We start from the raw sequence: 22,859 nt of genomic DNA on the forward strand, positions 1-22,859 counted from the left end.
CTTATTGACCCAACTTCAGGCGAGCAGTCTCGCCACTGGTGAACGGAGCGACATCAACCACCTGCCCGTTGTAGCTGACCTGCGCGCCACGGGCGAAGCCCAGACGCACGGAAAACGGTGGCTTGCCGCTCACGGAAACGTTTTCGCCTTTGCGCTTGAGGCCGCTCAACAACACCTTGCCGGTGCCATCGGTCACTTGCGCCCAGCAATCGGCAGTGAATTGCAGTTGAACCTGGCCTTGGCCGGCAACCGGAGCCGCCGCTGCTGGAGCGGGAATGGTCGGAGTAACCGAAGCGCTCGCAGGCGGAGTCGATACAACAGGAGCAGTCGGGGATGTAGCGGCCGGAGTCGCGACAACCGGAGCGGCGCTGTGCGTCGGTGCAACGGGTGCTGGCGCAGAAGGTGCAGCCAAGGCAGGCACGGTCGCTTCAGCTGCGGCCGGTGCTTCAGTGGAATTCTCGGCTTGCGGCAACGCAAGAGCGGTTGCGCCTTCAACCTGACCTTCCGCGACGGCCTGGTCTTCCGGCTCGTCCAGCGGATGGATCTGGGTGGTGCCGTCAGCGCCTTCGACTTCAACGTGTTCCGGGCTCAGGCTGGTCAGGTCTTTGGTGCGTAATGAGGTTTGATCCTGCCACCAGACAAAACCACCACCAATCACTGCGAACAGCAACAGCAGGCTTACAATTCGCAAAATGGTGTGGGAAACCCGAACCGGCTCTTCGATACGTCCAAGGCTATGAACGTTGCTGCCCTGGGAGTCGGTGCCGGTGGATTGGTCGAACTGTTGAACCAGTACGGTTTGATCCATGCCGAGCAATTTCGCGTAGGCGCGAATATAACCGCGAGCAAAGGTATGCCCAGGCAGCTTGTCGAAAGCGCCGGCTTCCAGATTGCTCAGGGAATTGACGGTGAGGTTGAGCTTGAGGGCCACTTCGGCCAGCGACCAGCCATTGCTTTCGCGAGCCTGGCGCAAAGTCTCACCGGGATTAACGCGATTCGCTGCTACAACTTCGGGATGCGCCGCTTTCATCATTGCTCCGACAGGTATTGCTGATATTCCGGCGTACCGGGATAGAGTCGTTTTAGTTGCAGGCCAAAACTGGCGGCCTTGTCGCGATCATCAAACACTTTTGCCAGCCGAACGCCGAGCAATAGACTACGTGCATTTTGCTCGGTGAGCTGGCTAAAACGATCGTAATAGTCACGCGCGGGCACATAATGCCTGTCTTCGAAGGACAACTCAGCCATTTCCAGCAATGCTCGTGGCTGTTGGCGATTCAAACGCAGGGATTTTTCCAGCTGCTGCTGCGCCAGATCGCGCTGCCCCAGCTTCGAAGCGGTCATGCCGAGGTTCTCGAACACTCGCGAACGCTCAGGATACAAGGTATCGGCGGCGGCCTGTTCAAAGCGCTCGTAAGCTTCTTTGTAGCGTTTCTCTTCGAAAAGAAAACTGCCGTAGTTGTTCAGGATTCGCGCATCGTTGGGGCGGGAAGACAGCGCCTTGCGAAAATGCTGATCCGCCAGCTCCGGCTCCATCTCGGCCTGGAATACCAGACCCAGCGCAGCGTTGGCATCCGGATCCGAGTCATCCAGATCCAGCGCTTTCTTCAGCGGCACTTTCGCCCGTTCGGTCATGCCCTGTTGCAAGTACCCCAAGCCCAGCTGCACATAGGCAACGCGCGCTTCATCGCGACCCTTGCTGGTCTTCATCGGGTTGAAATCGCCCGACAGGACACAGCCAGCACACAGGCTGGCCAACAGCAAAAGCAGCGCGAAGCGCAGGGACATAGAGATCCTCTCTTAATTATTGTTCGCAGCGTTCTGTGCGATATCGTTTTCGGCGCTTAACTCACGCACGGCGATATAACGCTCGCTGCGACGGGTGCGATCCAGCACCTGCCCTACCAATTGGCCACACGCGGCATCGATGTCTTCACCGCGGGTGGTGCGTACGGTGACATTGAAGCCGGCATGGTGAAGCTGATCCTGGAAACGACGAATCGCGTTGTTGCTCGGGCGCTCGTATCCGGAATGCGGGAACGGGTTGAACGGAATCAGATTGATCTTGCACGGGATGTTCTTGAGCAACTCGATCATTTCGACCGCGTGTTCGACCTTGTCGTTGATGTCCTTGAGCAAGGTGTACTCGATGGTCAGCACGCGCTTCTCGCCCAGGGACGACATGTAGCGCTGACACGACTCGAGCAGCATCTTAAGCGGATATTTCTTGTTGATCGGCACCAATTGGTTACGCAATGCGTCGTTCGGTGCGTGCAGGGACAACGCCAGGGAGACGTCGATATGCTTGGAAAGCTCATCGATCATCGGCACCACACCCGAGGTAGACAGGGTAACGCGGCGCTTGGAGATCCCGTAGCCCAGGTCATCCATCATCAGATGCATGGCGGCCACGACGTTGTCGAAGTTCAGCAGCGGCTCACCCATGCCCATCATCACCACGTTGGTGATGGCACGGTCGGCGGTCGCCGGGATGCTGCCGAACGATTTATTGGCAATCCACACCTGGCCGATGACTTCGGCGGCGGTGAGGTTACTGTTGAAACCTTGCTTGCCAGTGGAGCAGAAACTGCAATCCAGGGCACAGCCTGCCTGGGACGAAACGCACAAAGTGCCGCGTTTGCCCTGGGGAATGTACACGGTCTCGACGCAGCTGCCGGACGCCACACGAACCACCCACTTGCGGGTGCCGTCGGTGGAAATGTCCTCGCTGACCACTTCAGGACCACGAACTTCGGCAATAACCTTGAGCTTGTCGCGCAAGGCCTTGCTGACGTTCGTCATGGCGTCGAAATCATCGACGCCAAGGTGGTGAATCCATTTCATTACCTGACCGGCACGGAAACGCTTCTCCCCGATTGAGTCGAAGAATTTTTCCATTTCCAGCTGAGTCAGACCCAGCAGGTTGGTTTTTACAGTCGATGTAGTCATGGATTCACCTTCACTCTTAAGCCAGTGCTTAGCGAGTGGTTACTTCAGTAGCTGCGAAGAAGTACGAGATTTCGCGAGCAGCAGCGGCTTCGGAGTCCGAACCGTGTACAGCGTTGGCGTCGATGGAATCAGCGAAGTCAGCGCGGATGGTACCGGCAGCAGCTTCTTTAGGGTTGGTAGCGCCCATCAGCTCACGGTTCAGAGCGATAGCGTTTTCGCCTTCCAGAACCTGAACGACAACCGGACCGGAGATCATGAAAGCAACCAGGTCGCCGAAGAAACCACGAGCGCTGTGCTCAGCGTAGAAGCCTTCAGCTTCAGCTTTGGACAGTTGCTTCAGTTTCGAAGCTACAACGCGCAGGCCAGCTTTTTCGAAACGAGTGGTGATCTCGCCGATAACGTTTTTTGCAACAGCGTCAGGCTTGATGATGGAGAAAGTACGTTGAACAGCCATGGTGTAACTCCAGAAACGGTAATTTGCGAAAAATTAAACCCGCGAATTATACGCGGGTTCTTTGGTATTGCCTAACTGCGTACGGCGCAGACTCAGTCTGCTTCTTCGATCCAGGCGGCCTGAATGGCTTCAAGCACCTTCTCGCCACCGCGGGTCGGATCATCACTGAACTCCGGCAATGCCAGCACCCATTTGTGCAGATCGACGAAGTTCACGTAACGCGGGTCCACATCTGGCTTGGATTCAGCCAGTTGGATCGCGATTTCCAGCACATCAACCCATTTCAGACTCATTTCAGTTCCTTGAATCAGTGCGGCGCTTCGGCCGCATGGTTGAGCGAGTATTTCGGAATTTCGACCGTCAGGTCTTCATTTCCGACGATCGCCTGACAGCCTAGACGCGATTGCGCCTCCAGACCCCAGGCACGATCAAGAAAGTCTTCTTCCAGCTCATCCGCTTCTTCCAGCGAGTCGAAACCTTCGCGGATGATGCAGTGGCAGGTGGTGCAGGCGCAGACGCCGCCACAGGCGCTTTCCATCTCGATATGGTGTTCGTGGGCCAGCTCGAGAATGGATGTGCCAGGCTCAGCCTCAACAACCATGCCGTCCGGGCAAAACTTATCGTGTGGCAGAAAAATGACCTGCGGCATCGTTATTCCTCAATCTCATTCAGGTTGCGCCCCGCCAGAGCGGCTTTCACCGTCGAGTCCAGGCGGCGGGCAGCAAAGGCGTCGGTCACTTGCGACAGACGCTTGGTCTGCTGCTCGATGGCGTAACCATCGGTGCCTTTCATCAATTCGGTCAGTTCCTGCATCTGCAATTCGATGACCATGCGCTCTTCGGCGTCGAGCAAGCGCTCGCCATCGACATCGAGGGCGCCCTGCACCGCTTCGATCAGGCGCTGGGCATCGACCTGCTGCTCGCGCAACACTCGAGCGACCTTGTCGTCGTTGGCGTGCTGGAACGAATCCTTGAGCATCTTGGCGATTTCGCCGTCGGTCAGGCCGTAGGACGGTTTGACCTGGATACTGGCCTCAATGCCCGAACCCAGCTCGCGGGCAGCCACACTGAGCAGACCGTCCGCATCGACCTGGAAGGTCACGCGAATCTTCGCCGCACCGGCCACCATCGCCGGAATGCCGCGCAATTCGAAGCGTGCCAAGGAGCGGCAGTCGCTGATCAGCTCGCGCTCGCCCTGCAATACGTGGATCGCCATGGCCGACTGGCCATCTTTATAAGTCGTGAAGTCCTGAGCGCGGGCGACAGGGATGGTGGTGTTGCGAGGAATCACCTTCTCCATCAGGCCGCCCATGGTTTCCAGCCCCAGGGACAGCGGAATCACGTCAAGCAACAGCAACTCATCGCCATCACGCTTGTTGCCAGCCAGGGTATCGGCCTGGATCGCGGCACCGATGGCCACCACTTGATCCGGATCGATTTCGGTCAACGGTTCGCGACCGAAGGCTTCAGCGACAGCTTCGCGGACGCGAGGCACGCGTGTCGAACCGCCGACCATGACCACGGCATGCACTTCTTCCAGCTCGATGCCGGAATCACGCACCGCGCGGCGACAGGCTTTCAGGCTGCGAGCAACCATTGGCTCGATCAGCGCATTGAAGGCTTCACGGGTCAGCTCGGCTTTCCAGTCACCATAAGCGACTTCAACGGACGAGGTATTGGTCAGGGCTTCTTTGGCCGCACAAGCGGTTTGCAGCAGATGGCGTTGCGCACCCGGATCGAGGTCGGCCGACAGACCGGCGCTCTCGATGATCCAGCCAGCAATTGCGTGATCGAAGTCATCGCCGCCCAGCGCGCTGTCGCCGCCGGTAGCCAAAACCTCAAACACACCGCCGGTCAGGCGCAGAATCGAAATATCGAAGGTGCCGCCACCCAGGTCATAAATAGCGACCAGGCCTTCAGCGTGCTGATCCAGACCGTAAGCCACAGCGGCGGCGGTCGGCTCATTGAGCAGACGCAGCACGTTCAGACCGGCCAGCTTGGCCGCATCCTTGGTGGCTTGACGCTGAGCATCGTCGAAATAGGCCGGAACAGTGATCACCGCACCTACCAGTTCGCCACCCAACGTCGCTTCGGCGCGCTGACGCAGCACTTTCAGGATATCGGCGGAAACTTCGACCGGGCTTTTCGGGCCCTGAATCGTGTCGATGAACGGCATGTGCGACTCGCCGCCAACAAAGCGGTACGGCAGTTGATCGCCCAATTGCTTGACGTCGGACAGACCACGACCCATCAAGCGCTTGACCGACAGCACAGTGTTCAAAGGATCGGTGGCGGCAGCCAGCTTGGCCGACTCACCGACTTCGATGCGATCAGCGTGATAGCGCACGGCAGACGGCAGAATGACCTGCCCGTCAGCGTCAGCCAGAGGTTCGGAAAGACCACTGCGCAACGCAGCGACCAGCGAATTGGTAGTGCCCAAGTCGATCCCCACAGCCAGACGACGCTGGTGCGGTTGAGGACTTTGGCCGGGTTCGGCGATCTGCAGTAGGGCCATCGTTATCAGGACTTATCTGTATATCAGGCGTGCGACCGGAGCGGCACTGGGTTAGTCGTCGAGGCGCTCTTCTAACTGGCGCACTTCGTAGGTGAGCTTGTCGAGGAACTGCATGCGCCGCATCAGGCGTTCGGCCTGTTCACGTTGCGCTGCATCATCCCAACAGGCTGCGAAGCTTTCGTTCAGTTCATCCTGCGCAGTCTTCAGGCGACGCTTGAACACTGCAACACCCGCCAGGTCGGCGCTGTCTTGCAGGTCTTCGAGCTCTTCACGCAGCTCCATCTGCTGCAGAAGAAACTCCGGATCATGCACCGTGACCTCCAGCGGCAGCTCGCGACCGCCCATGGCGAGCAAGTAACGCGCGCGCTTTGGGGGACTTTTGAGCGTCTGGTAGGCCTCGTTGAGGCTCGCGGATTGCTCTAGCGCCAGCCGCTGCTCGCGCTCGGAAGCGTCTGCAAAGCGGTCCGGATGAACACCGCGCGCCAACTCACGGTAGCGCGTGGCCAACTGATCGAGATCCAGACGGAAGCTCGGCTTCAGCTCAAATAAAGCGAAATGACAAGGAGTACCCACGAGCAGCCTCAGATGTTGAAGCTTTCGCCGCAGCCACATTCACCGCGCACGTTGGGGTTGTTGAACTTGAAGCCTTCGTTCAACCCTTCCTTGACGAAATCGAGTTCGGTGCCGTCCAGGTAGGCCAGGCTTTTCGGGTCGATGATCACTTTCTCGCCGTGACTTTCGAACACCTGATCCTCTGCAACCACCTCGTCGACAAACTCCAGCACGTAGGCAAGGCCGGAACAGCCTGTGGTGCGAACACCCAGACGAATCCCTTCACCTTTGCCGCGCCCGTTGAGGGAGCGTCGCACGTGTTGAGCAGCCGCTTCTGTCATGCTGATAGCCATCGGTGACTCCTTACTCGTCGCCAAAACTTGAAAGTCAGATCAAGCCTTTCTTCTGCTTGTAGTCGCGAACGGCCGCTTTGATAGCGTCTTCAGCAAGTACGGAGCAGTGAATTTTTACTGGCGGCAGAGCCAGTTCTTCAGCCAGCTGAGTGTTTTTGATGGTCTCTGCTTCATCCAGAGTCTTGCCTTTCATCCACTCGGTCGCCAGGGAGCTGGAGGCGATAGCCGAACCGCAACCGTAGGTCTTGAACTTGGCGTCTTCGATGATGCCTTGCTCGTTGACCTTGATCTGCAGACGCATCACGTCGCCGCACGCTGGAGCGCCGACCATGCCGGTGCCGACATCAGGGTCTTCCGCGTCCATCTTGCCGACGTTGCGCGGGTTCTCGTAGTGGTCGATGACCTTTTCGCTGTAAGCCATGATTCTTAATCCTCACTCATCAGAGAGTCGCTCTTGAGCCCTGAAAACCTGCGTCTTACAGGGCCGGTTTGCGGCGACTTGAAATCAGTGTGCCGCCCACTCGATTTTCGAAATGTCGACACCGTCTTTGTACATGTCCCACAGCGGCGACAGAGTGCGCAGCTTGGTAACGGCCTCGCAGACTTTCTGCGCGGCGTAGTCGATTTCTTCTTCGGTGGTGAAACGGCCGAAGGTGAAGCGAATCGAACTGTGTGCCAGTTCGTCGTTGCGGCCCAGGGCGCGCAGTACGTACGAAGGCTCAAGGGAAGCCGAGGTGCAGGCCGAACCGGACGAAACCGCCAGATCCTTGAGCGCCATGATCAGCGACTCGCCTTCAACGTAGTTGAAGCTCAGGTTCAGGTTGTGCGGTACGCGGGCGGTCATGCTGCCGTTGATGTACAGCTCTTCCAGGCCTTCGACCTGCTTGAAGAAGCGGTCGCTCAGGGCTTTGATACGGACGTTCTCGGCAACCATGTCTTCTTTGGCTACACGGAAAGCTTCGCCCATGCCGACGATCTGGTGGGTCGCCAGGGTGCCGGAACGCATGCCACGTTCGTGACCGCCGCCGTGCATGGTCGCTTCGATGCGAACACGCGGCTTGCGGCTCACGTACAGTGCGCCGATGCCTTTAGGGCCGTAGGTTTTGTGGGCAGAGAACGACATCATGTCGACTTTCAGCTTCGACAGGTCGATATCGACCTTGCCAGTGGACTGAGCAGCGTCGACGTGGAACAGGATGCCCTTGGAGCGGGTCAGTTCGCCGATGGCTTCGATGTCGTTGATGGTGCCGATTTCGTTGTTCACGTGCATGACCGAAACCAGGATGGTGTCGTCGCGCAGGGCAGCTTCGATCATCTCTGGAGTGACCAGACCATCAGTGCGAGGCTCGATGTAGGTGACTTCGAAGCCTTCACGCTCCAGTTGGCGCATGGTGTCGAGGACAGCCTTGTGCTCAATCTTGGTGGTGATCAGGTGTTTGCCTTTGGTGGCATAGAAATGCGCCGCACCCTTGATTGCCAGGTTGTCGGACTCGGTGGCACCGGAGGTCCAGACGATTTCACGCGGGTCGGCGTTGACCAGGTCAGCGACCTGACGACGAGCGTTTTCGACGGACTCTTCAGCTTTCCAGCCGAACACGTGGGAACGGGACGCCGGGTTACCGAAGTTTCCGTCAACCAGCAGGCACTCACTCATCTTTTGCGCTACACGCGGATCGACCGGGGTGGTCGCAGAGTAATCAAGGTAAATCGGCAATTTCATGGACTATCTCCTAAATCAGGCTGGCTGGCGTGCCGCTAGCTCTTTGGCTGTCATTCGACGGCGGACGCTTCAATCTTGTCCAGGCGTGGCGCTTTGCTGTTGCAACGGCGCTGATCCTGACGCTGGGCTACTTCTTGTACCTCACGGCGAGTGACAAGGTCAGCCAAGCTGATACCGCTGAGAAATTCGTGAATCTGCAGGCTCAGATCGCACCACAAGTGGTGGGTCAAGCAGGTGTCGCCTTGATGGCAATCACCTTGGCCCTGGCATTTGGTGGCATCGACCGATTCGTTAACCGCATCGATCACCTGGGCGACCTGGATGCCCTGCATGTCGCGGGACAATTGGTAGCCACCGCCCGGACCACGAACGCTGGAAACCAGATTGCTGCGGCGCAATTTGGCGAAGAGCTGTTCGAGGTAGGACAGGGAGATGCCTTGGCGCTCGGAGATATCGGCCAGGGACACCGGCCCGTGCTGCGCGTGCAACGCCAGGTCAAGCATGGCAGTCACGGCGTATCGGCCTTTTGTAGTCAGTCGCATGGACAATTACCACGGAGTTCGGAATGGGGCGAGTATGCAATTCCCGAGTATTTAAGTCAACTATAAGACCTAGTGCTTTAGTCAGGATTACCCGCAAAAGAGCGGGCGCATCATAGCAAAGGCTGGCCGCGAACAGCCAGCAATTGCTTGCGAAGGGGCCAGCCCGGAGTTAGCTCGCCTTGCTTTCATCCTTATCCTTGACGCAGGCGAAGTCTTCTTCGCGCAGCGAAGGCAGATCTTTCGCACAGTAATTGCTGCCCAGATCCTTCAGCGCGCCGCACATACCCTCCAGACGCCCATCAACTGCCTGCAGATGATCGAGCAACTGATTGATGGCTCGCGCCACCGGATCCGGCATGTCTTCGCCGACACCGTAGGCATCGAAACCTATCTTCTCGGCCATGGCCTTGCGCTTGGCGTCCTGCTCTTCATCGGGCTTGACGATGATCCGACCCGGAATGCCGACCACCGTCGCACCCGCCGGAACCGCCTTGGTGACCACGGCATTGGAACCGACCTTGGCGCCGGCGCCGACCGTAAACGGACCCAACACCTTGGCCCCCGCCCCGACCACCACGCCATCTTCAAGCGTCGGATGACGCTTGCCCTTGTTCCAGCTGGTGCCACCCAGGGTCACGCCTTGATAAAGGGTGACGTCATTGCCGATCTCAGCGGTTTCACCGATGACGATGCCCATGCCATGGTCAATAAAGAAGCGACGACCGACCTTGGCACCCGGATGGATCTCGATCCCGGTCAACCAGCGACCGAAGTTCGACACCAGTCGCGCCAGCCACTTCCAGCCCATGCCCCACAGGGCCGACGACAGGCGGTGGATCCAGATGGCGTGCATGCCCGGGTAGCACGTCAGAACTTCAAAGGCGTTGCGCGCTGCCGGATCACGATGGAAAACACTCTGGATATCTTCACGCAAACGCTCGAACATTTTTAATCCTTCCGCTTAAGAAGCTCGCCACGGGCCGCTTTCTGGGTTTCCGTGAGGATGCCACGCAATATATTCATTTCCGCCCGGCTGACCGAGCTGCGTCCGTACAACCGGCGCAGGCGCGCCATCAAGTGCCGTGGTTTTTCCGGATCGAGGAATTCAATGGCCACCAGAGTTTGCTCCAGGTGCTCATAGAATCGCTCCAGCTCATCCATGGTCGCCAGCTCACCACTTTTGGTGGACGCCACTTCATCCTTCTCGACCTTGCTCGGCTGACCTTGGGCCGCGAGCCAGGACATACGCACTTCATAGCTCAACACCTGCACCGCTGCCCCAAGGTTCAGCGAGCTGAACTCAGGGTCTGATGGGATGTGCACGTGATAATGACATCGCTGCAGCTCTTCATTGGTCAGGCCGGAATCTTCACGACCAAAGACCAAAGCGATTTCAGCACCCTGCGTTGCTTCCTCGACCACTTTTACACCGCATTCGCGGGGATCGAGCAACGGCCAGGGAATGCGACGGTCACGGGCGCTGGTGCCGAGCACCAGATTGCAGCCGACCAAGGCATCTTCCAAGGTGGCGACGACTTGCGCGTTTTCAAGGATGTCACCGGCACCGGAAGCACGAGCATCGGCTTCGTGATGCGGGAACAACCGCGGTTCGACCAGCACCAGCCGCGTCAGGCCCATGTTCTTCATGGCACGCGCAGCCCCGCCGATATTTCCGGGATGACTGGTATTGACCAGGACGACACGAATGTTTTGCAGCAAGGGAGGCGCTCTCGAACACTTTAATGGGAGCAGAATCTTACAGCTCAACCTACCGTTAAGCTATGAAAGCGAACGCCAACCTTCACCTGTAGAAAAGTTCTGATAGAATGCCCGGCTTTCTTTAACAACCTTAGGTGACACATCCATGCAGCCCATGCTGAATATCGCGCTGCGCGCCGCCCGCAGCGCCAGTGAATTGATCTTCCGCTCCATCGAGCGCCTGGATACCATCAAGGTCGACGAAAAAGACGCCAAGGATTACGTATCCGAGGTGGATCGCGCCGCCGAACAGAAAATCATCGACGCGCTGCGCAAGGCCTACCCTACCCACGGCATTCTCGGCGAAGAAACCGGCATGCACCCGGGCAGCGGCGAAGGCGAAGACTACCTGTGGATCATCGATCCACTGGACGGCACCACCAACTTCCTGCGCGGCATTCCTCACTTCGCTGTCAGCATCGCCTGCAAATACCGTGGTCGCCTGGAACACGCTGTTGTTCTGGACCCGGTTCGCCAGGAAGAATTCACCGCCAGCCGTGGTCGCGGCGCTCAACTGAACGGTCGTCGTCTGCGCGTCAGCGGCCGCACCAGCCTGGACGGCGCCCTGCTGGGTACCGGCTTCCCGTTCCGCGATGACCAGATGGACAACCTCGACAACTACCTGGGCATGTTCCGCGCCCTGGTTGGCCAGACTGCCGGCATCCGCCGTGCTGGCTCGGCGAGCCTGGACCTGGCTTATGTAGCGGCCGGCCGTTTCGACGCATTCTGGGAGTCGGGCCTGTCCGAGTGGGACATGGCTGCAGGCGCCCTGCTGATCCAGGAAGCCGGCGGCTTGGTGAGCGACTTCACCGGCGGTCACGACTTCCTTGAGAAAGGCCACGTTGTTGCCGGTAACACCAAATGCTTCAAAGCAGTACTGACGGCCATCCAGCCGCACCTGCCGGCCTCGCTGAAACGCTAAGCGAGTAGCCACAAAAAAGCACCCTTCGGGGTGCTTTTTTTATGCCTGGGATTTTTACCTGCCACACCACAGACCCAATGCAGGAGTGAGCCTGCTCGCGATATCGATGTATCAGTCACCACCTATTTCGAATGATAGATTGCTATCGCGAGCAGGCTCACTCCTACAGGGATCTGTGGTGATGCATAAACTGCGGGCACAAAAAAGCACCCCGAAGGGTGCTTCTTTTTGAATCTGATTACTGAGCCGGTTCGTTCTGCCCCAGGATCAGCTTGCCTTCCTTGTCGACCGGAATCTGGTTGCCCGGATCGCGATCCATCCGCACTTTGCCTTCCTTGCCGTCCAGCGAATAACGGACGTCGTAGCCTACGACCTTGTCGCTGATGTCATTCACGGTGTTACACCGCGTCTGAGTCGTGGTGTAGGTGTCACGATTTTGCATACCTTCCTGGACCTTGTTGCCCGCGTAACCACCGCCAACTGCACCTGCTACGGTGGCAATCTTCTTGCCAGTGCCACCACCGATCTGGTTACCGAGCAAACCACCCGCCACCGCACCCAATACGGTACCGGCGATCTGGTGTTGATCTTTCACCGGCGCTTGCCGGGTTACTGCTACGTCCTTGCACACTTCACGTGGCGTCTTGATTTGCGTCTTGACAGGCTCAACGGCTAGCACTTGCGCATATTCAGGGCCGCTGTTAACCAGCTTGTAGGTGGCAACAGCACCCCCGGCAGTGACGCCGACAGCACCCAATACCGCACCAACCAGCAACGACTTGTTCACATGAACCTCCTGACCATCACATGCGGGACACGCCCGCGCTTCTCCCAGCCTTGGAGCATAAAAAAAGGCGCGAGTTCAATACTCGCGCCTTTTCGGCCGACAACTGGAAAACGATAACCCTTATGGGCGGTCGTCGACTTCCTTATCGGTAGCCACTGTAGGAATCAGATCCTCGGTACTCAGGTTCAGCCAGATCAGCACGACGTTGGCGATGTAGATCGACGAGTAAGTACCCGCCAACACACCGATAAACAGCGCGATGGAGAAGCCGAACAGGTTGTCGCCACCAAAGAACAACAGGGCCGCGATCGCCAGCAACGTGGAGATCGACGTTGCCATGGTCCGCAGCAGCGTCTGGGTAGTCGAGATGTTGATGTTCTCGATCAAGGACGCCCTGCGCAGCACACGGAAGTTCTCACGAACCCGGTCGAATACCACGATGGTGTCGTTGAGCGAGTAACCAATGATCGCCAATACCGCCGCCAGCACCGTCAGGTCGAAGGTGATCTGGAAGAACGACAGGATACCGATGGTCACGATCACATCGTGAATCAACGAAACGATGGCACCGACCGCAAACTTCCACTGAAAGCGGAAAGCCAGATAGATCAGGATGCCGCCCAACGCCATCAGCATGCCGAGGCCGCCCTGGTCGCGCAGCTCTTCACCCACCTGCGGGCCGACGAACTCAACGCGTTTAACCGTCGCCGGGTTGTCACCGCCGACTTTCAGCAGCGCTTCTGCCACTTGATGACCCAGCTGCGGGTCTTCACCCGGCATCCGCACCAGCAGATCGGTGGTTGCACCGAAGCTCTGTACGATCGCCTCGTGATAACCCGAAGTGACCAGCTGCTCACGCACCTTGGTGACATCGGCCGGACGCTCGTAGGTCAGCTCGATGAGCGTACCGCCGGTGAAGTCCAGGCCCCAGTTCATGCCCTTGGTGGCGACGCTGAACAAAGCCAGCGCGGTAAGGAACAATGTGACGCCGAACGCAAAGTTGCGAACGCCCATGAAGTTGATTGTACGTAACATGGCAGCCCCTTAAATCCACAACTTCTTGAAGTCACGACCGCCGAAGATCAGGTTGACCATCGCGCGGGTCACCATGATGGCCGTGAACATCGAGGTAAAGATCCCGAGGGACATGGTCACTGCGAAGCCTTTGACCGGGCCGGTGCCCATCGCAAAGAGAATCCCGCCGACCAACAAGGTTGTCAGGTTGGCGTCGAGAATCGCGGTGAATGCCCGGCCGAAGCCTTCGTTGATTGCCCGTTGTACGGTCATGCCCGCCGCGATCTCTTCACGTATCCGCGAGAAGATCAGAACGTTGGCGTCGACGGCCATACCCATGGTCAACACGATACCGGCGATACCCGGCAGGGTCAGCGTTGCACCCAGTAGCGACATCAGGGCCAGCAGCAGCACCATGTTCACCGCCAGAGCGACGGTGGCGATGATGCCGAAGAAGCGGTAGATGGCGATGATAAACAGCGAGACAAACAGCATGCCCCACAGCGATGCATCGACACCTTTGATGATGTTGTCGGCACCCAGGCTTGGACCAATGGTACGTTCTTCAGCGAAGTACATCGGTGCAGCCAGACCACCGGCACGCAGCAACAGCGCCAGTTCGGACGACTCGCCCTGACCGTTCAGGCCTGTAATGCGGAACTGAGCACCCAACGGCGACTGGATGGTCGCGAGGCTGATGATCTTCTTCTCTTCCTTGAACGTCTGGACCGGCACGTCTTTCTCGACGCCATTGACCACTTGCTTGACGTAAGTGGTAACCGGACGCTGCTCGATAAAGATCACTGCCATGCTGCGACCGACGTTGCTGCGAGTCGCACGACTCATCAGCTCGCCACCGTGGCCATCCAGACGGATGTTCACTTCTGGCGTGCCGTGCTCGCCGAAGCCAGCCTTGGCGTCAGTTACCTGGTCGCCAGTGATGATCAAGCCACGCTCGATCTGTGCCGGCGGACGACTGCCTTCACGGAACTCGAAGGTTTCGGAAGTGGCTTTCGAAGCACCCGGCTCAGCAGCCAGACGGAACTCAAGGTTGGCCGTCTTGCCGAGGATACGCTTGGCTTCGGCGGTGTCCTGCACGCCCGGCAGCTCAACCACGATGCGGTTGGCGCCCTGACGCTGAACGATTGGCTCGGCAACACCCAGCTCGTTGACGCGGTTACGTACCGTGGTCAAGTTCTGCTTGATGGAGTATTCACGGATTTCCGCCAGCTTGGCCGGGGTCATCGCCAGACGCAGTACCGGTTGGCCATTGAGGTCGGCCGGAACAATGTCGAAATCGTTGAAGCTCTTGCGGATCAGCGTACGGGCTTGTTCGCGGGCTGCTTCATCAGTGAAGCCCAGCTGAATGGCACCGTTGAGTTGCGGCAGGCTGCGATAGCGCAGTTTCTCTTTACGCAACAGGCTCTTGACGTCGCCTTCATAGACTTTCAGGCGCGCATCGAGCGCTTTGTCCATGTCTACTTCCAGCAGGAAGTGCACACCACCGGACAAGTCCAGACCCAGCTTCATCGGGTGCGCGGCCAGGCTGCGCAGCCATTGCGGGGTGGTTTGTGCCAGGTTCAGTGCAACGACGTAGTCATCACCCAATGCCTTGCGCACGACGTCCTTGGCAGGTAGCTGATCTTCAGCCTTGGTCAGACGAATCAGACCGCCCTTGCCGTTTGCTGCCAGGGTGGCAGCCTTGACGTTGATCCCGGATTCCTTGAGCGCTGCGCCCACACGATCCAGATCAGCCTGAGTGACCTGCAGCGAAGTGCTTGCACCGCTGACCTGAATGGCCGGGTCATCAGGATATAGATTGGGAGCGGAATAAATCAGACCGACCGCTAGCACCGCCAGGATCAGAATGTATTTCCACAGAGGGTATTTGTTCAGCATCACGCCGCCCGCTTATGACGCGGGGCGCCTTGCGCGCCCCGTCGATTGAGTAGAAGTTGAAACTTAGATCGCTTTCAGCGTGCCTTTTGGCAGCGTGGCGGCAATGGCGCCTTTCTGGAACTTCATTTCGATGGTGTCGGAAACTTCCAGAACAACGAAATCGTCTGCCACTTTAGTGATCTTGCCGGCGATACCACCGGTGGTCACAACTTCGTCGCCTTTCTGCAGGCTGCTCAGCAGGTTTTTCTGCTCTTTGGCGCGCTTGGCCTGTGGACGCCAGATCATCAGGTAGAAGATGACCAGGAAACCGACCAGGAAAATCCACTCAAAGCCGCCGCCCATTGGGCCTGCAGCAGGTGCAGCAGCGTCAGCCATGGCATTAGAGATAAAAAAGCTCATTTAGCACTCCAGTTGCAAATGTTGAATCTTGGGGTCAGAAAACTCAGTCCAAAGGCGGAACAGGAAGCCCGCGTTTGGCGTAGAAGGCATCGACAAAGGCGGCCAATGTACCCTGTTGAATAGCCTCGCGCAAACCAGCCATAAGCACCTGGTAATGGCGCAAATTGTGGATGGTATTCAACATGCTACCCAGCATTTCGCCGCACTTGTCCAGATGGTGCAGATAAGCACGGGAGAAGTTCTGGCAGGTGTAGCAATCGCAGGTCGGATCCAGCGGCGAATCATCATGGCGATGGAACGCGTTACGGATCTTCAGCACGCCTGTATCAATGAACAGATGCCCATTGCGGGCATTACGGGTTGGCATCACGCAATCGAACATGTCCACACCGCGGCGCACACCCTCAACCAGATCTTCCGGTTTGCCAACGCCCATAAGGTAACGAGGTTTGTCAGCCGGCATCTGACCTGGCAGGTAGTCGAGCACCTTGATCATCTCGTGTTTCGGCTCGCCCACCGACAGACCACCGATGGCCAGGCCATCGAAGCCGATGTTGTCGAGACCTTCCAGGGAGCGCATGCGCAGATCCTGGTGCATGCCGCCCTGAACGATGCCGAACAGCGCCGCCGTGTTGTCGCCATGGGCTTCTTTCGAACGCTTGGCCCAACGCAACGACAACTCCATCGATACCCGCGCGACGTCTTCGTCAGCCGGGTAGGGCGTGCATTCGTCAAAGATCATCACGATGTCCGAGCCCAGATCACGCTGGACCTGCATCGACTCTTCCGGGCCCATGAACACTTTGGCGCCGTCGACCGGAGAAGCGAAGGTCACGCCCTCCTCCTTGATCTTGCGCATCGCGCCCAGGCTGAACACCTGGAAACCGCCGGAGTCGGTCAGAATCGGGCCTTTCCACTGCATGAAATCGTGCAGGTCGCCGTGCTTCTTGATCACTTCGGTGCCAGGACGCAGCCACAAGTGGAAGGTGTTACCCAGAATGATTTCCGCGCCAGTGGCGGTGATATCCCGCGGCAACATGCCCTTGACGGTGCCGTAGGTGCCCACCGGCATGAATGCCGGGGTTTCTACGGTACCGCGCGGGAAGGTCAAACGACCGCGACGAGCCTTGCCGTCGGTAGCAAGTAACTCAAACGACATACGACTTTGGCGACTCATTCTGTTTCCTCAGGGCCACGTGGTGCGGGATTACGGGTGATAAACATCGCATCACCGTAGCTGAAAAAGCGGTAACCATGCTCCACGGCGGCTTTATAAGCGGCCATGGCTTCGGGATAACCGGCGAACGCCGAAACCAGCATCAACAGCGTGGATTCGGGCAAATGGAAATTGGTGACCAGGGCATCGACCACATGAAACGGCCGACCCGGGTAGATAAAGATGTCGGTGTCGCCGCTGAACGGCTTGAGCACGCCATCGCGCGCGGCGCTTTCCAGGGAACGCACGCTGGTGGTCCCCACGGCCACTACACGACCACCGCGAGCGCGGCAGGCTTCGACGGCATCGACCACGTCCTGACCGACTTCCAGCCACTCACTGTGCATGTGGTGGTCTTCAATCTTCTCGACGCGCACCGGCTGGAAGGTGCCAGCGCCGACATGCAAGGTCACGAACGCAGTCTCGACGCCCTTGGCGGCAATCGCCTCCATCAGCGGCTGATCGAAATGCAGCCCCGCCGTCGGCGCCGCCACCGCGCCCAAACGCTCGGCGTAGACCGTCTGATAACGCTCGCGGTCCGAGCCTTCATCCGGGCGGTCTATATAAGGAGGCAACGGCATGTGCCCGACGCGATCGAGCAGCGGCAACACTTCTTCGGCAAACCCCAGCTCAAACAACGCATCGTGACGCGCCAGCATCTCAGCTTCGCCACCGCCGTCGATCAGGATCTTCGACCCCGGCTTCGGCGACTTGCTCGACCGCACATGGGCCAGCACGCGATGACTGTCGAGCACCCGCTCCACCAGGATTTCCAGCTTGCCGCCGGAAGCCTTCTGGCCAAACAGCCGCGCCGGAATCACCCGGGTATTGTTGAACACCATCAAATCGCCCGGGCGCAAATGCTCGAGCAAATCAGTGAATTGACGGTGCGCCAGGGCGCCGCTGACCCCATCAAGGGTCAACAGGCGACTGTTGCGACGCTCGGCCAAAGGGTGGCGAGCGATCAGCGAATCAGGGAGTTCGAATGTAAAGTCAGCAACGCGCATGATGGGGTTCGTCTAGCAGGGGCCGGAAGTCTAGCCGAAATAGTGAAAATTCTCTATGTACCTGATTGACCGACGGTAATCTCATCTCTATACTTCGCCGCCATTGAGCCCTGATGGCGGAATTGGTAGACGCGGCGGATTCAAAATCCGTTTTCGCAAGAAGTGGGAGTTCGAGTCTCCCTCGGGGCACCAAAATTAAGAAAGGTCTTGCTTTGCAAGGCCTTTTTTTTCGTCTGCGAAAAAGCCACTGCGCCCCACCGCGTTCGCGTAGGAGCTGCCGAAGGCTGCGATCTTTTGATCTTGCTTTTTCAATGCCGCAACCCGAAACCACCGAGCTAACGAATCAAGGATTCACACAATGGAATTGCCACTTGAAACCGTTGCCCTTTACGCCCTCAAGTTGGCTTATGAGAGGGAGGGGGAAAGTCCGATTCTGCGGGACGATCCGATCATGAGTGATTGTGAGCGGGAGGTGTTTGGATTGTTGGTTCGTAGAGGTGATATCGAGGCCATTCAGTTCAGAGTGGCACACTGCGTGGGTTTGGCGCTGGAGGCTTTGGGCGGGATCGAGACACCACTCGGGCGCGAGCTGAATAAGTTGTTCGCAGATTTCAACGCCGCGCAGACGATGGAGCAGCTTGAAGCACCGGTCATTGCGCTTCGGGACTATTTGAAAGTTATTCTGTGAGTGATGGGGCGGTACACAAACCCGGTTCAGGGAAATGGATATCAAGGACAGCATCAGATGGAAGAGATTGGATTGCTTTCTATCGCCGCTATTACGGCGGGCGTGTGGATTTGGGTGGTGAAGTGTCGCGGCAACAGAAATCTGTTGATCGCTAATCTTGGGGGCGCTATCGGCGGTTTTATCGTCGCGCTGATGATTGTGTCAGTGGCTATCGAAATCCTCGGTTTCGGGCGACCAGGCAGCGCCGATAAGTTGATGGTGTCGATGATCACCGCTACCGCCGGGATAGGAACGTGGCTTTGGGTGAATCGCATCCGTCGAGCGCAACACCCTGTATTTCGCCTTTTAATCGGCGGGGTGTGCGGCCTCTTCGCATCAGTCATCGCTTTTTTACTGTCCGTTGTGATCCTTCAAGGCTCCTGAGCGAATCCGATGCTACGTACCTTGCTCGACTGGACAAGGTTCGAATGATCGGAAAAGGGGACGGTTTTATTTCCATTCACTCTGCCAAACATTTCAAGCCCACACGATTTGAGCAAACTACTTATTTTAAGCAGGCAACACAAACTTTGCTTCAAGCCTATGCAACAACTCGAACGTATTCAAAAAAGGAACATTCAGCTCCTTACAAATATTGGGAATAATGAATTTTCGTTTAGCATCGAGATTTAGCACTTCATGAGTAACGACTGTAGCCCCTGTAGTCATTGCTTTTGCAATCAACCAAGGGTCAGCGCCTGCTAAAAATTCGTCCATAGCGCCTGTTTTCATCTTAGGCGCTTGATCAGCCACAAGCCCCGCAACCTGCATGAATGCCAGCTGCGTATTCTGATCGGTGGTGGAGTGAAAGAAATCACAATTGTCCTTCGCCCAACCCGCTAGATCGTCATGCCCTTTTGTTAGCTCATCCATTACAGGTGCAATGCTGGCTAAAGCCAATGCTTTATTTTTAAGTAGTAACCATTGCCAAAACCCAGGACAGATAGCCATCCCGTAGTAACGATTTTTTGCTTCGATCAGCGTGTTAGCGTCGAGCAAATGATTCATTCCGTGATCCTGCTGGCGAGAGTCCTTAATTTGGCAGGTTGCACGCCGAGCAAATGCCCCGCATCGCGCAGCAGCATCCGGCCACTCATTGCTTCAGTCAGCACTGCCTTGCTTAGGCGAGGACTGTTTTTCGCAGTGGTGTTGCGGTAATAGTCACCCGCTCCACCTTTATCATCCTGAAAAGTTTTGAGGATCATTCGATAGTAAGCGCTGTATTGCGCCTGGCTTAGATATCCAAGATCCAATGCGCGGCGACCGATCGCCAATTTACTGATGTGAAACCGAGCGGCCAGCGGGGCCAGGTTGTCTTCCCAGTTCACGTTGGCGTTCCAAAGTGCACGGAATTGGACTTCGGGAGCCAGAAATTCACCTGCAACTGCATTGCAGAATCGTTCCTCGTCTCGACCATTGGCGGTGTTTCCGTCAGACACGCCACTGCTGCCAATCCAGATATGGGCCAGTTCGTGAAGCAAAGTGAACAGCCGGGCGGTGGGTGCGTCGGAACTGTTGATGAATACAACGGGGGCGTAGGCATTACTGATGGCAAAACCACGGAACTCGCTAACTTCAAGTTTGCGATGAGTATTTCCTATAGCAATGCCACTGCGCATAACCAAAATACCAGCCGCTTCTGCTGCCTCGATCAAGGCACGGCTGTATTTGTCGTAATCCAATCGAGCAACGTCAGGGTTCACGCCGAGTATCCGGCGAACATCGTCCACCACCTCTGCGACTTGAGATCGGCTATTGAAGCGACCTACAAATGCCAGCGGCTGATGCTCCTGGTGTTGCAGATACTCCAGGTACCAGTCCTGCTTACGTATGGAATCCCGTACGGTGTCCAACAATTCCAAACTGGGACGTTGAGGCGCAAGCCCACCGACAGTCCGCAGATCAGGTAAAGGCAGTTCTTCGACGGGAGGCTTCTGAAGAAACAGGAAGCCAAAAGGGACGTGAGCGAGACTCGCCCACTTTTGAGCCTGAAGGAATGTCGGTTTGGTCTCGCCAGACTCCCATTCCTGTACTCGATCAGGTTTCACCGGCAGCTTTTTAGCAACCTGCTCAGTGGAGAGGCCCGCACGCTCACGAGACCATGTGAGCAGGCTTGGATTGACTAAGGCGGCTTGGCTCATAGGGTCGCAGGCAAATCAGATGGGGCCAGCAAACGTTCGAGAGCATCCTTGGCAGATGCTGCCGACAGACGCTGGTTCCAGTTATCTGGCATTGCCTTTCTCCTTGGCTGTTTAAGGTCGGGTTGCAGCGACTACAGATTAGTCGAGAAGCGGAGCTACCGACGGTAAGAGCGCGCGATTATGAGGTAAATTCGCAACGACCCGAAGCGCAAATATGTAACCCGTAGACAGATGGTATTGACCTGTTTCAATGCGTTCCAAGACGCAAGAACACCTCTTTCCTGCCGCCGTCTCTTCATCACCCGAGTATCCGCGGTGCCTGGCGATACAGTCCCCTGCGCTCTCGAAGGTTGCAGGAAAAAGATCTGCACGATAACCTCCCACCGTCGCTGCCAATTCAGCGACCGGGTGTGGAAACCCGTGTAATTCAAGGCGCAACAGCGCCCCCATCACGTCTGCCGGCGCTTTTTTTATGCCTGCGGCGTGCGTTATGGCGGCTGTGCGTGGGACGTCTTCGGGCGTGCCGGTTTCCTTGATTCCCGGTTTTCCACCCTGCGCACAGCTGTCACCCATTCGTGTGGAAACGGATATGGCAGCTCCATATATCAAGGAGTCTGATAATGCGCAGCATCAACCCGTACAAAAATTGGCTTTTCCCTCTACGCAATTCCCAATCGCGTAACGCCCTCCCCGACCGCCTCTCCCTCATAGGAGGCGGCCAATGACCGATCAACCAGAACTCAAAACCATCGGCCTAACACCCGCCATCTACTGCGCGGATCAAGCCCTGTCCCACGTCACTCGCGGCGTTCCTCTCGGCGATGCGTTATCAATGGCTTCTGACTTTCTGTTTCTCGCCAAGAAGCTGACCGAAGATGCTGCTTACGCCACAGATACCGACCGCTACGCCTGGGCCGCGCATTATTTGACGGCGATGAGCAAGGCGGTGGTGGATGATGCGGTGAAGGTGCTGAATCGGGATCGGGACAATGAGATGGCGTCTAAGCGGGCGGGGGCGAAGGCTGAGGGGTAGTGGGCGAAGCGCTGGGGTAGCTTTTGGTTTCAAGAGTTAGGCGTGATGTTGTGGGAGCGGGTTTGGTTGCGGTGGATGGGGTATTCAGCGGGATGTGTGGATGCCTTGCGTTTTTTGCGACCGAGCTCGCTCCTACAAGGGATTGTGGTCACTTCAGGGTTTTGCGTTGGTTGGGCTGGCGCTATCGCGAGCAGGCTCGCTCCCACAGGGGTTGTGTGTGGTGGCTGGCATTCAGGATTGGCCCCGAGGTTTTTCGGGGCTTTTTATTGTTCGGTTCGGGGTGAATGAGCTTCGGTTTACAGCGGGATAGATCAACGCATCTGCTCCCTGAATGGCCCACGGATCTGACATCCCCGTTTGTTGGCAAACACCACGCCGTCGCGCCTGAATTTGGGAGTCGATGACTTGCATGACTTCACGCCGTCGGCTTATCCGGCTCTTCCTGCCTCGCCGCCCGCACTGCAACCTCAATCGCCCGAACACTGATCGCCGCAAATATCGCTGTCATCAGCACCCCGTTGAACCCCAGCAAAATCGCCAGAACCCGCGAGACGCCAAGTTTCGGCACGAGTTCTCCATAGCCAATGGTCAAACCGGTCACGAAGCCGAAATAGATGCCGTCAAAAGGATCCCATCCCTCCAGGTGGCTGATGATGAGGCCGAACAGCACGATCAGAAAAAGCAGTACGGAAAAGATCGGCCAGACAACGCGAAAGTAGAACCCGACTGCTTTGAAGAATTCTCGACGGACGTGCGACGCATGAGTGGGGTTCATGTCATGGGCTTCCTGAGGTTTGTCTGAGCGGTAGGCGTATTAACACTCCATCAGCTTGGCACAAGCGCTGGAAACTGGTGGCCAACTGATCCACTCC

Annotated in this window: 27 protein-coding genes and 1 tRNA gene; 5 read left to right on the forward strand and 23 right to left on the reverse strand. The window is 57.3% G+C overall.

Annotated elements, in window-relative coordinates; translation table 11 throughout:
• Nucleotide 1 precedes the first annotated feature (1 nt).
• From ACMXYJ_RS28265 to trmJ, 14 genes are all read right to left on the reverse strand, one after another.
• On the reverse strand, nucleotides 2-1,030 hold the full coding sequence (locus ACMXYJ_RS28265; RefSeq protein WP_415757791.1) for a RodZ domain-containing protein: 1,029 nt from the start codon (nucleotides 1,028-1,030) through the stop codon (nucleotides 2-4).
• A complete protein-coding gene (pilW, locus tag ACMXYJ_RS28270) occupies nucleotides 1,030-1,788 on the reverse strand; it encodes a type IV pilus biogenesis/stability protein PilW (RefSeq protein WP_415757792.1) in 759 nt (252 codons plus the stop codon). The genes ACMXYJ_RS28265 and pilW overlap by 1 nt, the downstream gene beginning before the upstream one ends.
• A gap of 12 nt (nucleotides 1,789-1,800) precedes the next feature.
• Nucleotides 1,801-2,949, reverse strand: coding sequence for a 23S rRNA (adenine(2503)-C(2))-methyltransferase RlmN (rlmN, locus tag ACMXYJ_RS28275; RefSeq protein WP_033061468.1), 1,149 nt, complete (start codon nucleotides 2,947-2,949; stop codon nucleotides 1,801-1,803).
• A gap of 28 nt (nucleotides 2,950-2,977) precedes the next feature.
• Complete coding sequence (gene ndk, locus ACMXYJ_RS28280; protein ID WP_007916882.1) at nucleotides 2,978-3,403, reverse strand: nucleoside-diphosphate kinase; 426 nt, start codon at nucleotides 3,401-3,403, stop codon at nucleotides 2,978-2,980.
• Between the two features lie 92 nt (nucleotides 3,404-3,495).
• Entirely contained in the window at nucleotides 3,496-3,696 is a 201-nt protein-coding gene (gene iscX, locus ACMXYJ_RS28285; protein ID WP_008147746.1) for a Fe-S cluster assembly protein IscX, read from the reverse strand.
• Between the two features lie 14 nt (nucleotides 3,697-3,710).
• Nucleotides 3,711-4,052 (reverse strand): ISC system 2Fe-2S type ferredoxin, encoded by a 342-nt coding sequence (gene fdx / locus ACMXYJ_RS28290; RefSeq protein WP_415757793.1) that lies wholly within the window; start codon nucleotides 4,050-4,052, stop codon nucleotides 3,711-3,713.
• A gap of 2 nt (nucleotides 4,053-4,054) precedes the next feature.
• Entirely contained in the window at nucleotides 4,055-5,917 is a 1,863-nt protein-coding gene (hscA, locus tag ACMXYJ_RS28295; protein ID WP_415757794.1) for a Fe-S protein assembly chaperone HscA, read from the reverse strand.
• Between the two features lie 51 nt (nucleotides 5,918-5,968).
• On the reverse strand, nucleotides 5,969-6,490 hold the full coding sequence (gene hscB, locus ACMXYJ_RS28300; RefSeq protein ID WP_008070981.1) for a co-chaperone HscB: 522 nt from the start codon (nucleotides 6,488-6,490) through the stop codon (nucleotides 5,969-5,971).
• Between the two features lie 8 nt (nucleotides 6,491-6,498).
• On the reverse strand, nucleotides 6,499-6,822 hold the full coding sequence (gene iscA, locus ACMXYJ_RS28305) for an iron-sulfur cluster assembly protein IscA (protein ID WP_007903589.1): 324 nt from the start codon (nucleotides 6,820-6,822) through the stop codon (nucleotides 6,499-6,501).
• A gap of 34 nt (nucleotides 6,823-6,856) precedes the next feature.
• A complete protein-coding gene (iscU, locus tag ACMXYJ_RS28310) occupies nucleotides 6,857-7,243 on the reverse strand; it encodes a Fe-S cluster assembly scaffold IscU (RefSeq protein ID WP_003443374.1) in 387 nt (128 codons plus the stop codon).
• An 84-nt stretch (nucleotides 7,244-7,327) separates the two neighbouring features.
• Nucleotides 7,328-8,542, reverse strand: a complete 1,215-nt coding sequence (locus ACMXYJ_RS28315; protein ID WP_415757795.1) for an IscS subfamily cysteine desulfurase — start codon at nucleotides 8,540-8,542, stop codon at nucleotides 7,328-7,330.
• 50 nt (nucleotides 8,543-8,592) lie between these two features.
• Nucleotides 8,593-9,084 (reverse strand): Fe-S cluster assembly transcriptional regulator IscR, encoded by a 492-nt coding sequence (iscR, locus tag ACMXYJ_RS28320; protein WP_007903581.1) that lies wholly within the window; start codon nucleotides 9,082-9,084, stop codon nucleotides 8,593-8,595.
• Between the two features lie 169 nt (nucleotides 9,085-9,253).
• Nucleotides 9,254-10,030 (reverse strand): serine O-acetyltransferase, encoded by a 777-nt coding sequence (gene cysE / locus ACMXYJ_RS28325; protein WP_415757796.1) that lies wholly within the window; start codon nucleotides 10,028-10,030, stop codon nucleotides 9,254-9,256.
• Between the two features lie 2 nt (nucleotides 10,031-10,032).
• A complete protein-coding gene (trmJ, locus tag ACMXYJ_RS28330) occupies nucleotides 10,033-10,803 on the reverse strand; it encodes a tRNA (cytosine(32)/uridine(32)-2'-O)-methyltransferase TrmJ (RefSeq protein ID WP_415757797.1) in 771 nt (256 codons plus the stop codon).
• A 145-nt stretch (nucleotides 10,804-10,948) separates the two neighbouring features.
• Here trmJ and suhB point away from each other — a divergent pair, with 145 nt between their 5' ends.
• Nucleotides 10,949-11,764: a type III secretion system regulator SuhB gene (gene suhB, locus ACMXYJ_RS28335; protein WP_033061458.1), complete on the forward strand. Its 816-nt coding sequence runs from the start codon at nucleotides 10,949-10,951 to the stop codon at nucleotides 11,762-11,764.
• A 238-nt stretch (nucleotides 11,765-12,002) separates the two neighbouring features.
• On the opposite strand, the gene ACMXYJ_RS28340 is transcribed toward suhB, so the two are convergent.
• The 6 genes from ACMXYJ_RS28340 to queA all read right to left on the reverse strand — a co-directional run bounded on the left by ACMXYJ_RS28340 (nucleotide 12,003) and on the right by queA (nucleotide 18,086).
• A complete protein-coding gene (locus ACMXYJ_RS28340; RefSeq protein ID WP_415757798.1) occupies nucleotides 12,003-12,551 on the reverse strand; it encodes a glycine zipper 2TM domain-containing protein in 549 nt (182 codons plus the stop codon).
• 120 nt (nucleotides 12,552-12,671) lie between these two features.
• Complete coding sequence (secF, locus tag ACMXYJ_RS28345; protein WP_415757799.1) at nucleotides 12,672-13,586, reverse strand: protein translocase subunit SecF; 915 nt, start codon at nucleotides 13,584-13,586, stop codon at nucleotides 12,672-12,674.
• Between the two features lie 9 nt (nucleotides 13,587-13,595).
• Nucleotides 13,596-15,464, reverse strand: a complete 1,869-nt coding sequence (secD, locus tag ACMXYJ_RS28350) for a protein translocase subunit SecD (RefSeq protein ID WP_415757800.1) — start codon at nucleotides 15,462-15,464, stop codon at nucleotides 13,596-13,598.
• Between the two features lie 63 nt (nucleotides 15,465-15,527).
• Nucleotides 15,528-15,863: a preprotein translocase subunit YajC gene (yajC, locus tag ACMXYJ_RS28355; RefSeq protein WP_008147715.1), complete on the reverse strand. Its 336-nt coding sequence runs from the start codon at nucleotides 15,861-15,863 to the stop codon at nucleotides 15,528-15,530.
• A gap of 43 nt (nucleotides 15,864-15,906) precedes the next feature.
• A complete protein-coding gene (tgt, locus tag ACMXYJ_RS28360; RefSeq protein WP_161990833.1) occupies nucleotides 15,907-17,022 on the reverse strand; it encodes a tRNA guanosine(34) transglycosylase Tgt in 1,116 nt (371 codons plus the stop codon).
• A 14-nt stretch (nucleotides 17,023-17,036) separates the two neighbouring features.
• On the reverse strand, nucleotides 17,037-18,086 hold the full coding sequence (gene queA / locus ACMXYJ_RS28365) for a tRNA preQ1(34) S-adenosylmethionine ribosyltransferase-isomerase QueA (protein ID WP_046046021.1): 1,050 nt from the start codon (nucleotides 18,084-18,086) through the stop codon (nucleotides 17,037-17,039).
• A 107-nt stretch (nucleotides 18,087-18,193) separates the two neighbouring features.
• Here queA and ACMXYJ_RS28370 point away from each other — a divergent pair.
• The 3 genes from ACMXYJ_RS28370 to ACMXYJ_RS28380 all read left to right on the forward strand — a co-directional run bounded on the left by ACMXYJ_RS28370 (nucleotide 18,194) and on the right by ACMXYJ_RS28380 (nucleotide 19,197).
• Nucleotides 18,194-18,278 (forward strand) — tRNA-Leu (locus ACMXYJ_RS28370).
• A gap of 166 nt (nucleotides 18,279-18,444) precedes the next feature.
• Nucleotides 18,445-18,774 (forward strand): hypothetical protein, encoded by a 330-nt coding sequence (locus ACMXYJ_RS28375; protein WP_415757801.1) that lies wholly within the window; start codon nucleotides 18,445-18,447, stop codon nucleotides 18,772-18,774.
• 57 nt (nucleotides 18,775-18,831) lie between these two features.
• Nucleotides 18,832-19,197 carry a hypothetical protein gene (locus ACMXYJ_RS28380; RefSeq protein ID WP_415757802.1) on the forward strand — a complete coding sequence of 122 codons (366 nt, stop codon included), beginning with the start codon at nucleotides 18,832-18,834 and terminating at the stop codon, nucleotides 19,195-19,197.
• A gap of 126 nt (nucleotides 19,198-19,323) precedes the next feature.
• Here ACMXYJ_RS28380 and ACMXYJ_RS28385 read toward each other — a convergent pair whose 3' ends face one another.
• Nucleotides 19,324-19,821 (reverse strand): DUF4411 family protein, encoded by a 498-nt coding sequence (locus ACMXYJ_RS28385; protein ID WP_415757803.1) that lies wholly within the window; start codon nucleotides 19,819-19,821, stop codon nucleotides 19,324-19,326.
• The gene (locus ACMXYJ_RS28390; protein WP_415757804.1) at nucleotides 19,818-20,954 is read right to left on the reverse strand and encodes an ImmA/IrrE family metallo-endopeptidase; all 1,137 of its coding nucleotides are present in this window, start codon (nucleotides 20,952-20,954) and stop codon (nucleotides 19,818-19,820) included. Before ACMXYJ_RS28390 ends, ACMXYJ_RS28385 begins: the two co-directional genes overlap by 4 nt.
• Nucleotides 20,955-21,675: 721 nt before the next feature.
• Here ACMXYJ_RS28390 and ACMXYJ_RS28395 point away from each other — a divergent pair.
• Nucleotides 21,676-21,987 (forward strand): DUF3077 domain-containing protein, encoded by a 312-nt coding sequence (locus ACMXYJ_RS28395; RefSeq protein WP_415757805.1) that lies wholly within the window; start codon nucleotides 21,676-21,678, stop codon nucleotides 21,985-21,987.
• A gap of 415 nt (nucleotides 21,988-22,402) precedes the next feature.
• Here the strand turns inward: ACMXYJ_RS28395 and ACMXYJ_RS28400 are convergent, their stop codons facing one another.
• Complete coding sequence (locus ACMXYJ_RS28400; RefSeq protein WP_415757806.1) at nucleotides 22,403-22,762, reverse strand: potassium channel family protein; 360 nt, start codon at nucleotides 22,760-22,762, stop codon at nucleotides 22,403-22,405.
• Between the last annotated feature and the right edge of the window lie 97 nt (nucleotides 22,763-22,859).

It is taken from the genome of Pseudomonas arabinosi (genome assembly GCF_047758675.1).
GTDB lineage: Bacteria > Pseudomonadota > Gammaproteobacteria > Pseudomonadales > Pseudomonadaceae > Aquipseudomonas > Aquipseudomonas arabinosi.

Bases quoted from the DNA above. Each gene is read 5' to 3' on its own strand.
- ACMXYJ_RS28390 (WP_415757804.1), bottom strand. From the start codon at position 20,954: ATGAGCCAAGCCGCCTTAGTCAATCCAAGCCTGCTCACATGGTCTCGT.
- tgt (WP_161990833.1), bottom strand. From the start codon at position 17,022: ATGTCGTTTGAGTTACTTGCTACCGACGGCAAGGCTCGTCGCGGTCGT.
- iscX (WP_008147746.1), bottom strand. From the start codon at position 3,696: ATGAGTCTGAAATGGGTTGATGTGCTGGAAATCGCGATCCAACTGGCT.
- rlmN (WP_033061468.1), bottom strand. From the start codon at position 2,949: ATGACTACATCGACTGTAAAAACCAACCTGCTGGGTCTGACTCAGCTG.
- ACMXYJ_RS28385 (WP_415757803.1), bottom strand. From the start codon at position 19,821: ATGAATCATTTGCTCGACGCTAACACGCTGATCGAAGCAAAAAATCGT.
- ndk (WP_007916882.1), bottom strand. From the start codon at position 3,403: ATGGCTGTTCAACGTACTTTCTCCATCATCAAGCCTGACGCTGTTGCA.
- ACMXYJ_RS28375 (WP_415757801.1), top strand. From the start codon at position 18,445: ATGGAATTGCCACTTGAAACCGTTGCCCTTTACGCCCTCAAGTTGGCT.
- ACMXYJ_RS28400 (WP_415757806.1), bottom strand. From the start codon at position 22,762: ATGAACCCCACTCATGCGTCGCACGTCCGTCGAGAATTCTTCAAAGCA.
- secF (WP_415757799.1), bottom strand. From the start codon at position 13,586: ATGTTACGTACAATCAACTTCATGGGCGTTCGCAACTTTGCGTTCGGC.
- hscA (WP_415757794.1), bottom strand. From the start codon at position 5,917: ATGGCCCTACTGCAGATCGCCGAACCCGGCCAAAGTCCTCAACCGCAC.
- iscU (WP_003443374.1), bottom strand. From the start codon at position 7,243: ATGGCTTACAGCGAAAAGGTCATCGACCACTACGAGAACCCGCGCAAC.
- fdx (WP_415757793.1), bottom strand. From the start codon at position 4,052: ATGCCGCAGGTCATTTTTCTGCCACACGATAAGTTTTGCCCGGACGGC.
- iscA (WP_007903589.1), bottom strand. From the start codon at position 6,822: ATGGCTATCAGCATGACAGAAGCGGCTGCTCAACACGTGCGACGCTCC.
- cysE (WP_415757796.1), bottom strand. From the start codon at position 10,030: ATGTTCGAGCGTTTGCGTGAAGATATCCAGAGTGTTTTCCATCGTGAT.
- pilW (WP_415757792.1), bottom strand. From the start codon at position 1,788: ATGTCCCTGCGCTTCGCGCTGCTTTTGCTGTTGGCCAGCCTGTGTGCT.
- iscR (WP_007903581.1), bottom strand. From the start codon at position 9,084: ATGCGACTGACTACAAAAGGCCGATACGCCGTGACTGCCATGCTTGAC.
- secD (WP_415757800.1), bottom strand. From the start codon at position 15,464: ATGCTGAACAAATACCCTCTGTGGAAATACATTCTGATCCTGGCGGTG.
- queA (WP_046046021.1), bottom strand. From the start codon at position 18,086: ATGCGCGTTGCTGACTTTACATTCGAACTCCCTGATTCGCTGATCGCT.
- ACMXYJ_RS28380 (WP_415757802.1), top strand. From the start codon at position 18,832: ATGGAAGAGATTGGATTGCTTTCTATCGCCGCTATTACGGCGGGCGTG.
- ACMXYJ_RS28395 (WP_415757805.1), top strand. From the start codon at position 21,676: ATGACCGATCAACCAGAACTCAAAACCATCGGCCTAACACCCGCCATC.
- suhB (WP_033061458.1), top strand. From the start codon at position 10,949: ATGCAGCCCATGCTGAATATCGCGCTGCGCGCCGCCCGCAGCGCCAGT.
- yajC (WP_008147715.1), bottom strand. From the start codon at position 15,863: ATGAGCTTTTTTATCTCTAATGCCATGGCTGACGCTGCTGCACCTGCT.
- ACMXYJ_RS28265 (WP_415757791.1), bottom strand. From the start codon at position 1,030: ATGAAAGCGGCGCATCCCGAAGTTGTAGCAGCGAATCGCGTTAATCCC.
- ACMXYJ_RS28315 (WP_415757795.1), bottom strand. From the start codon at position 8,542: ATGAAATTGCCGATTTACCTTGATTACTCTGCGACCACCCCGGTCGAT.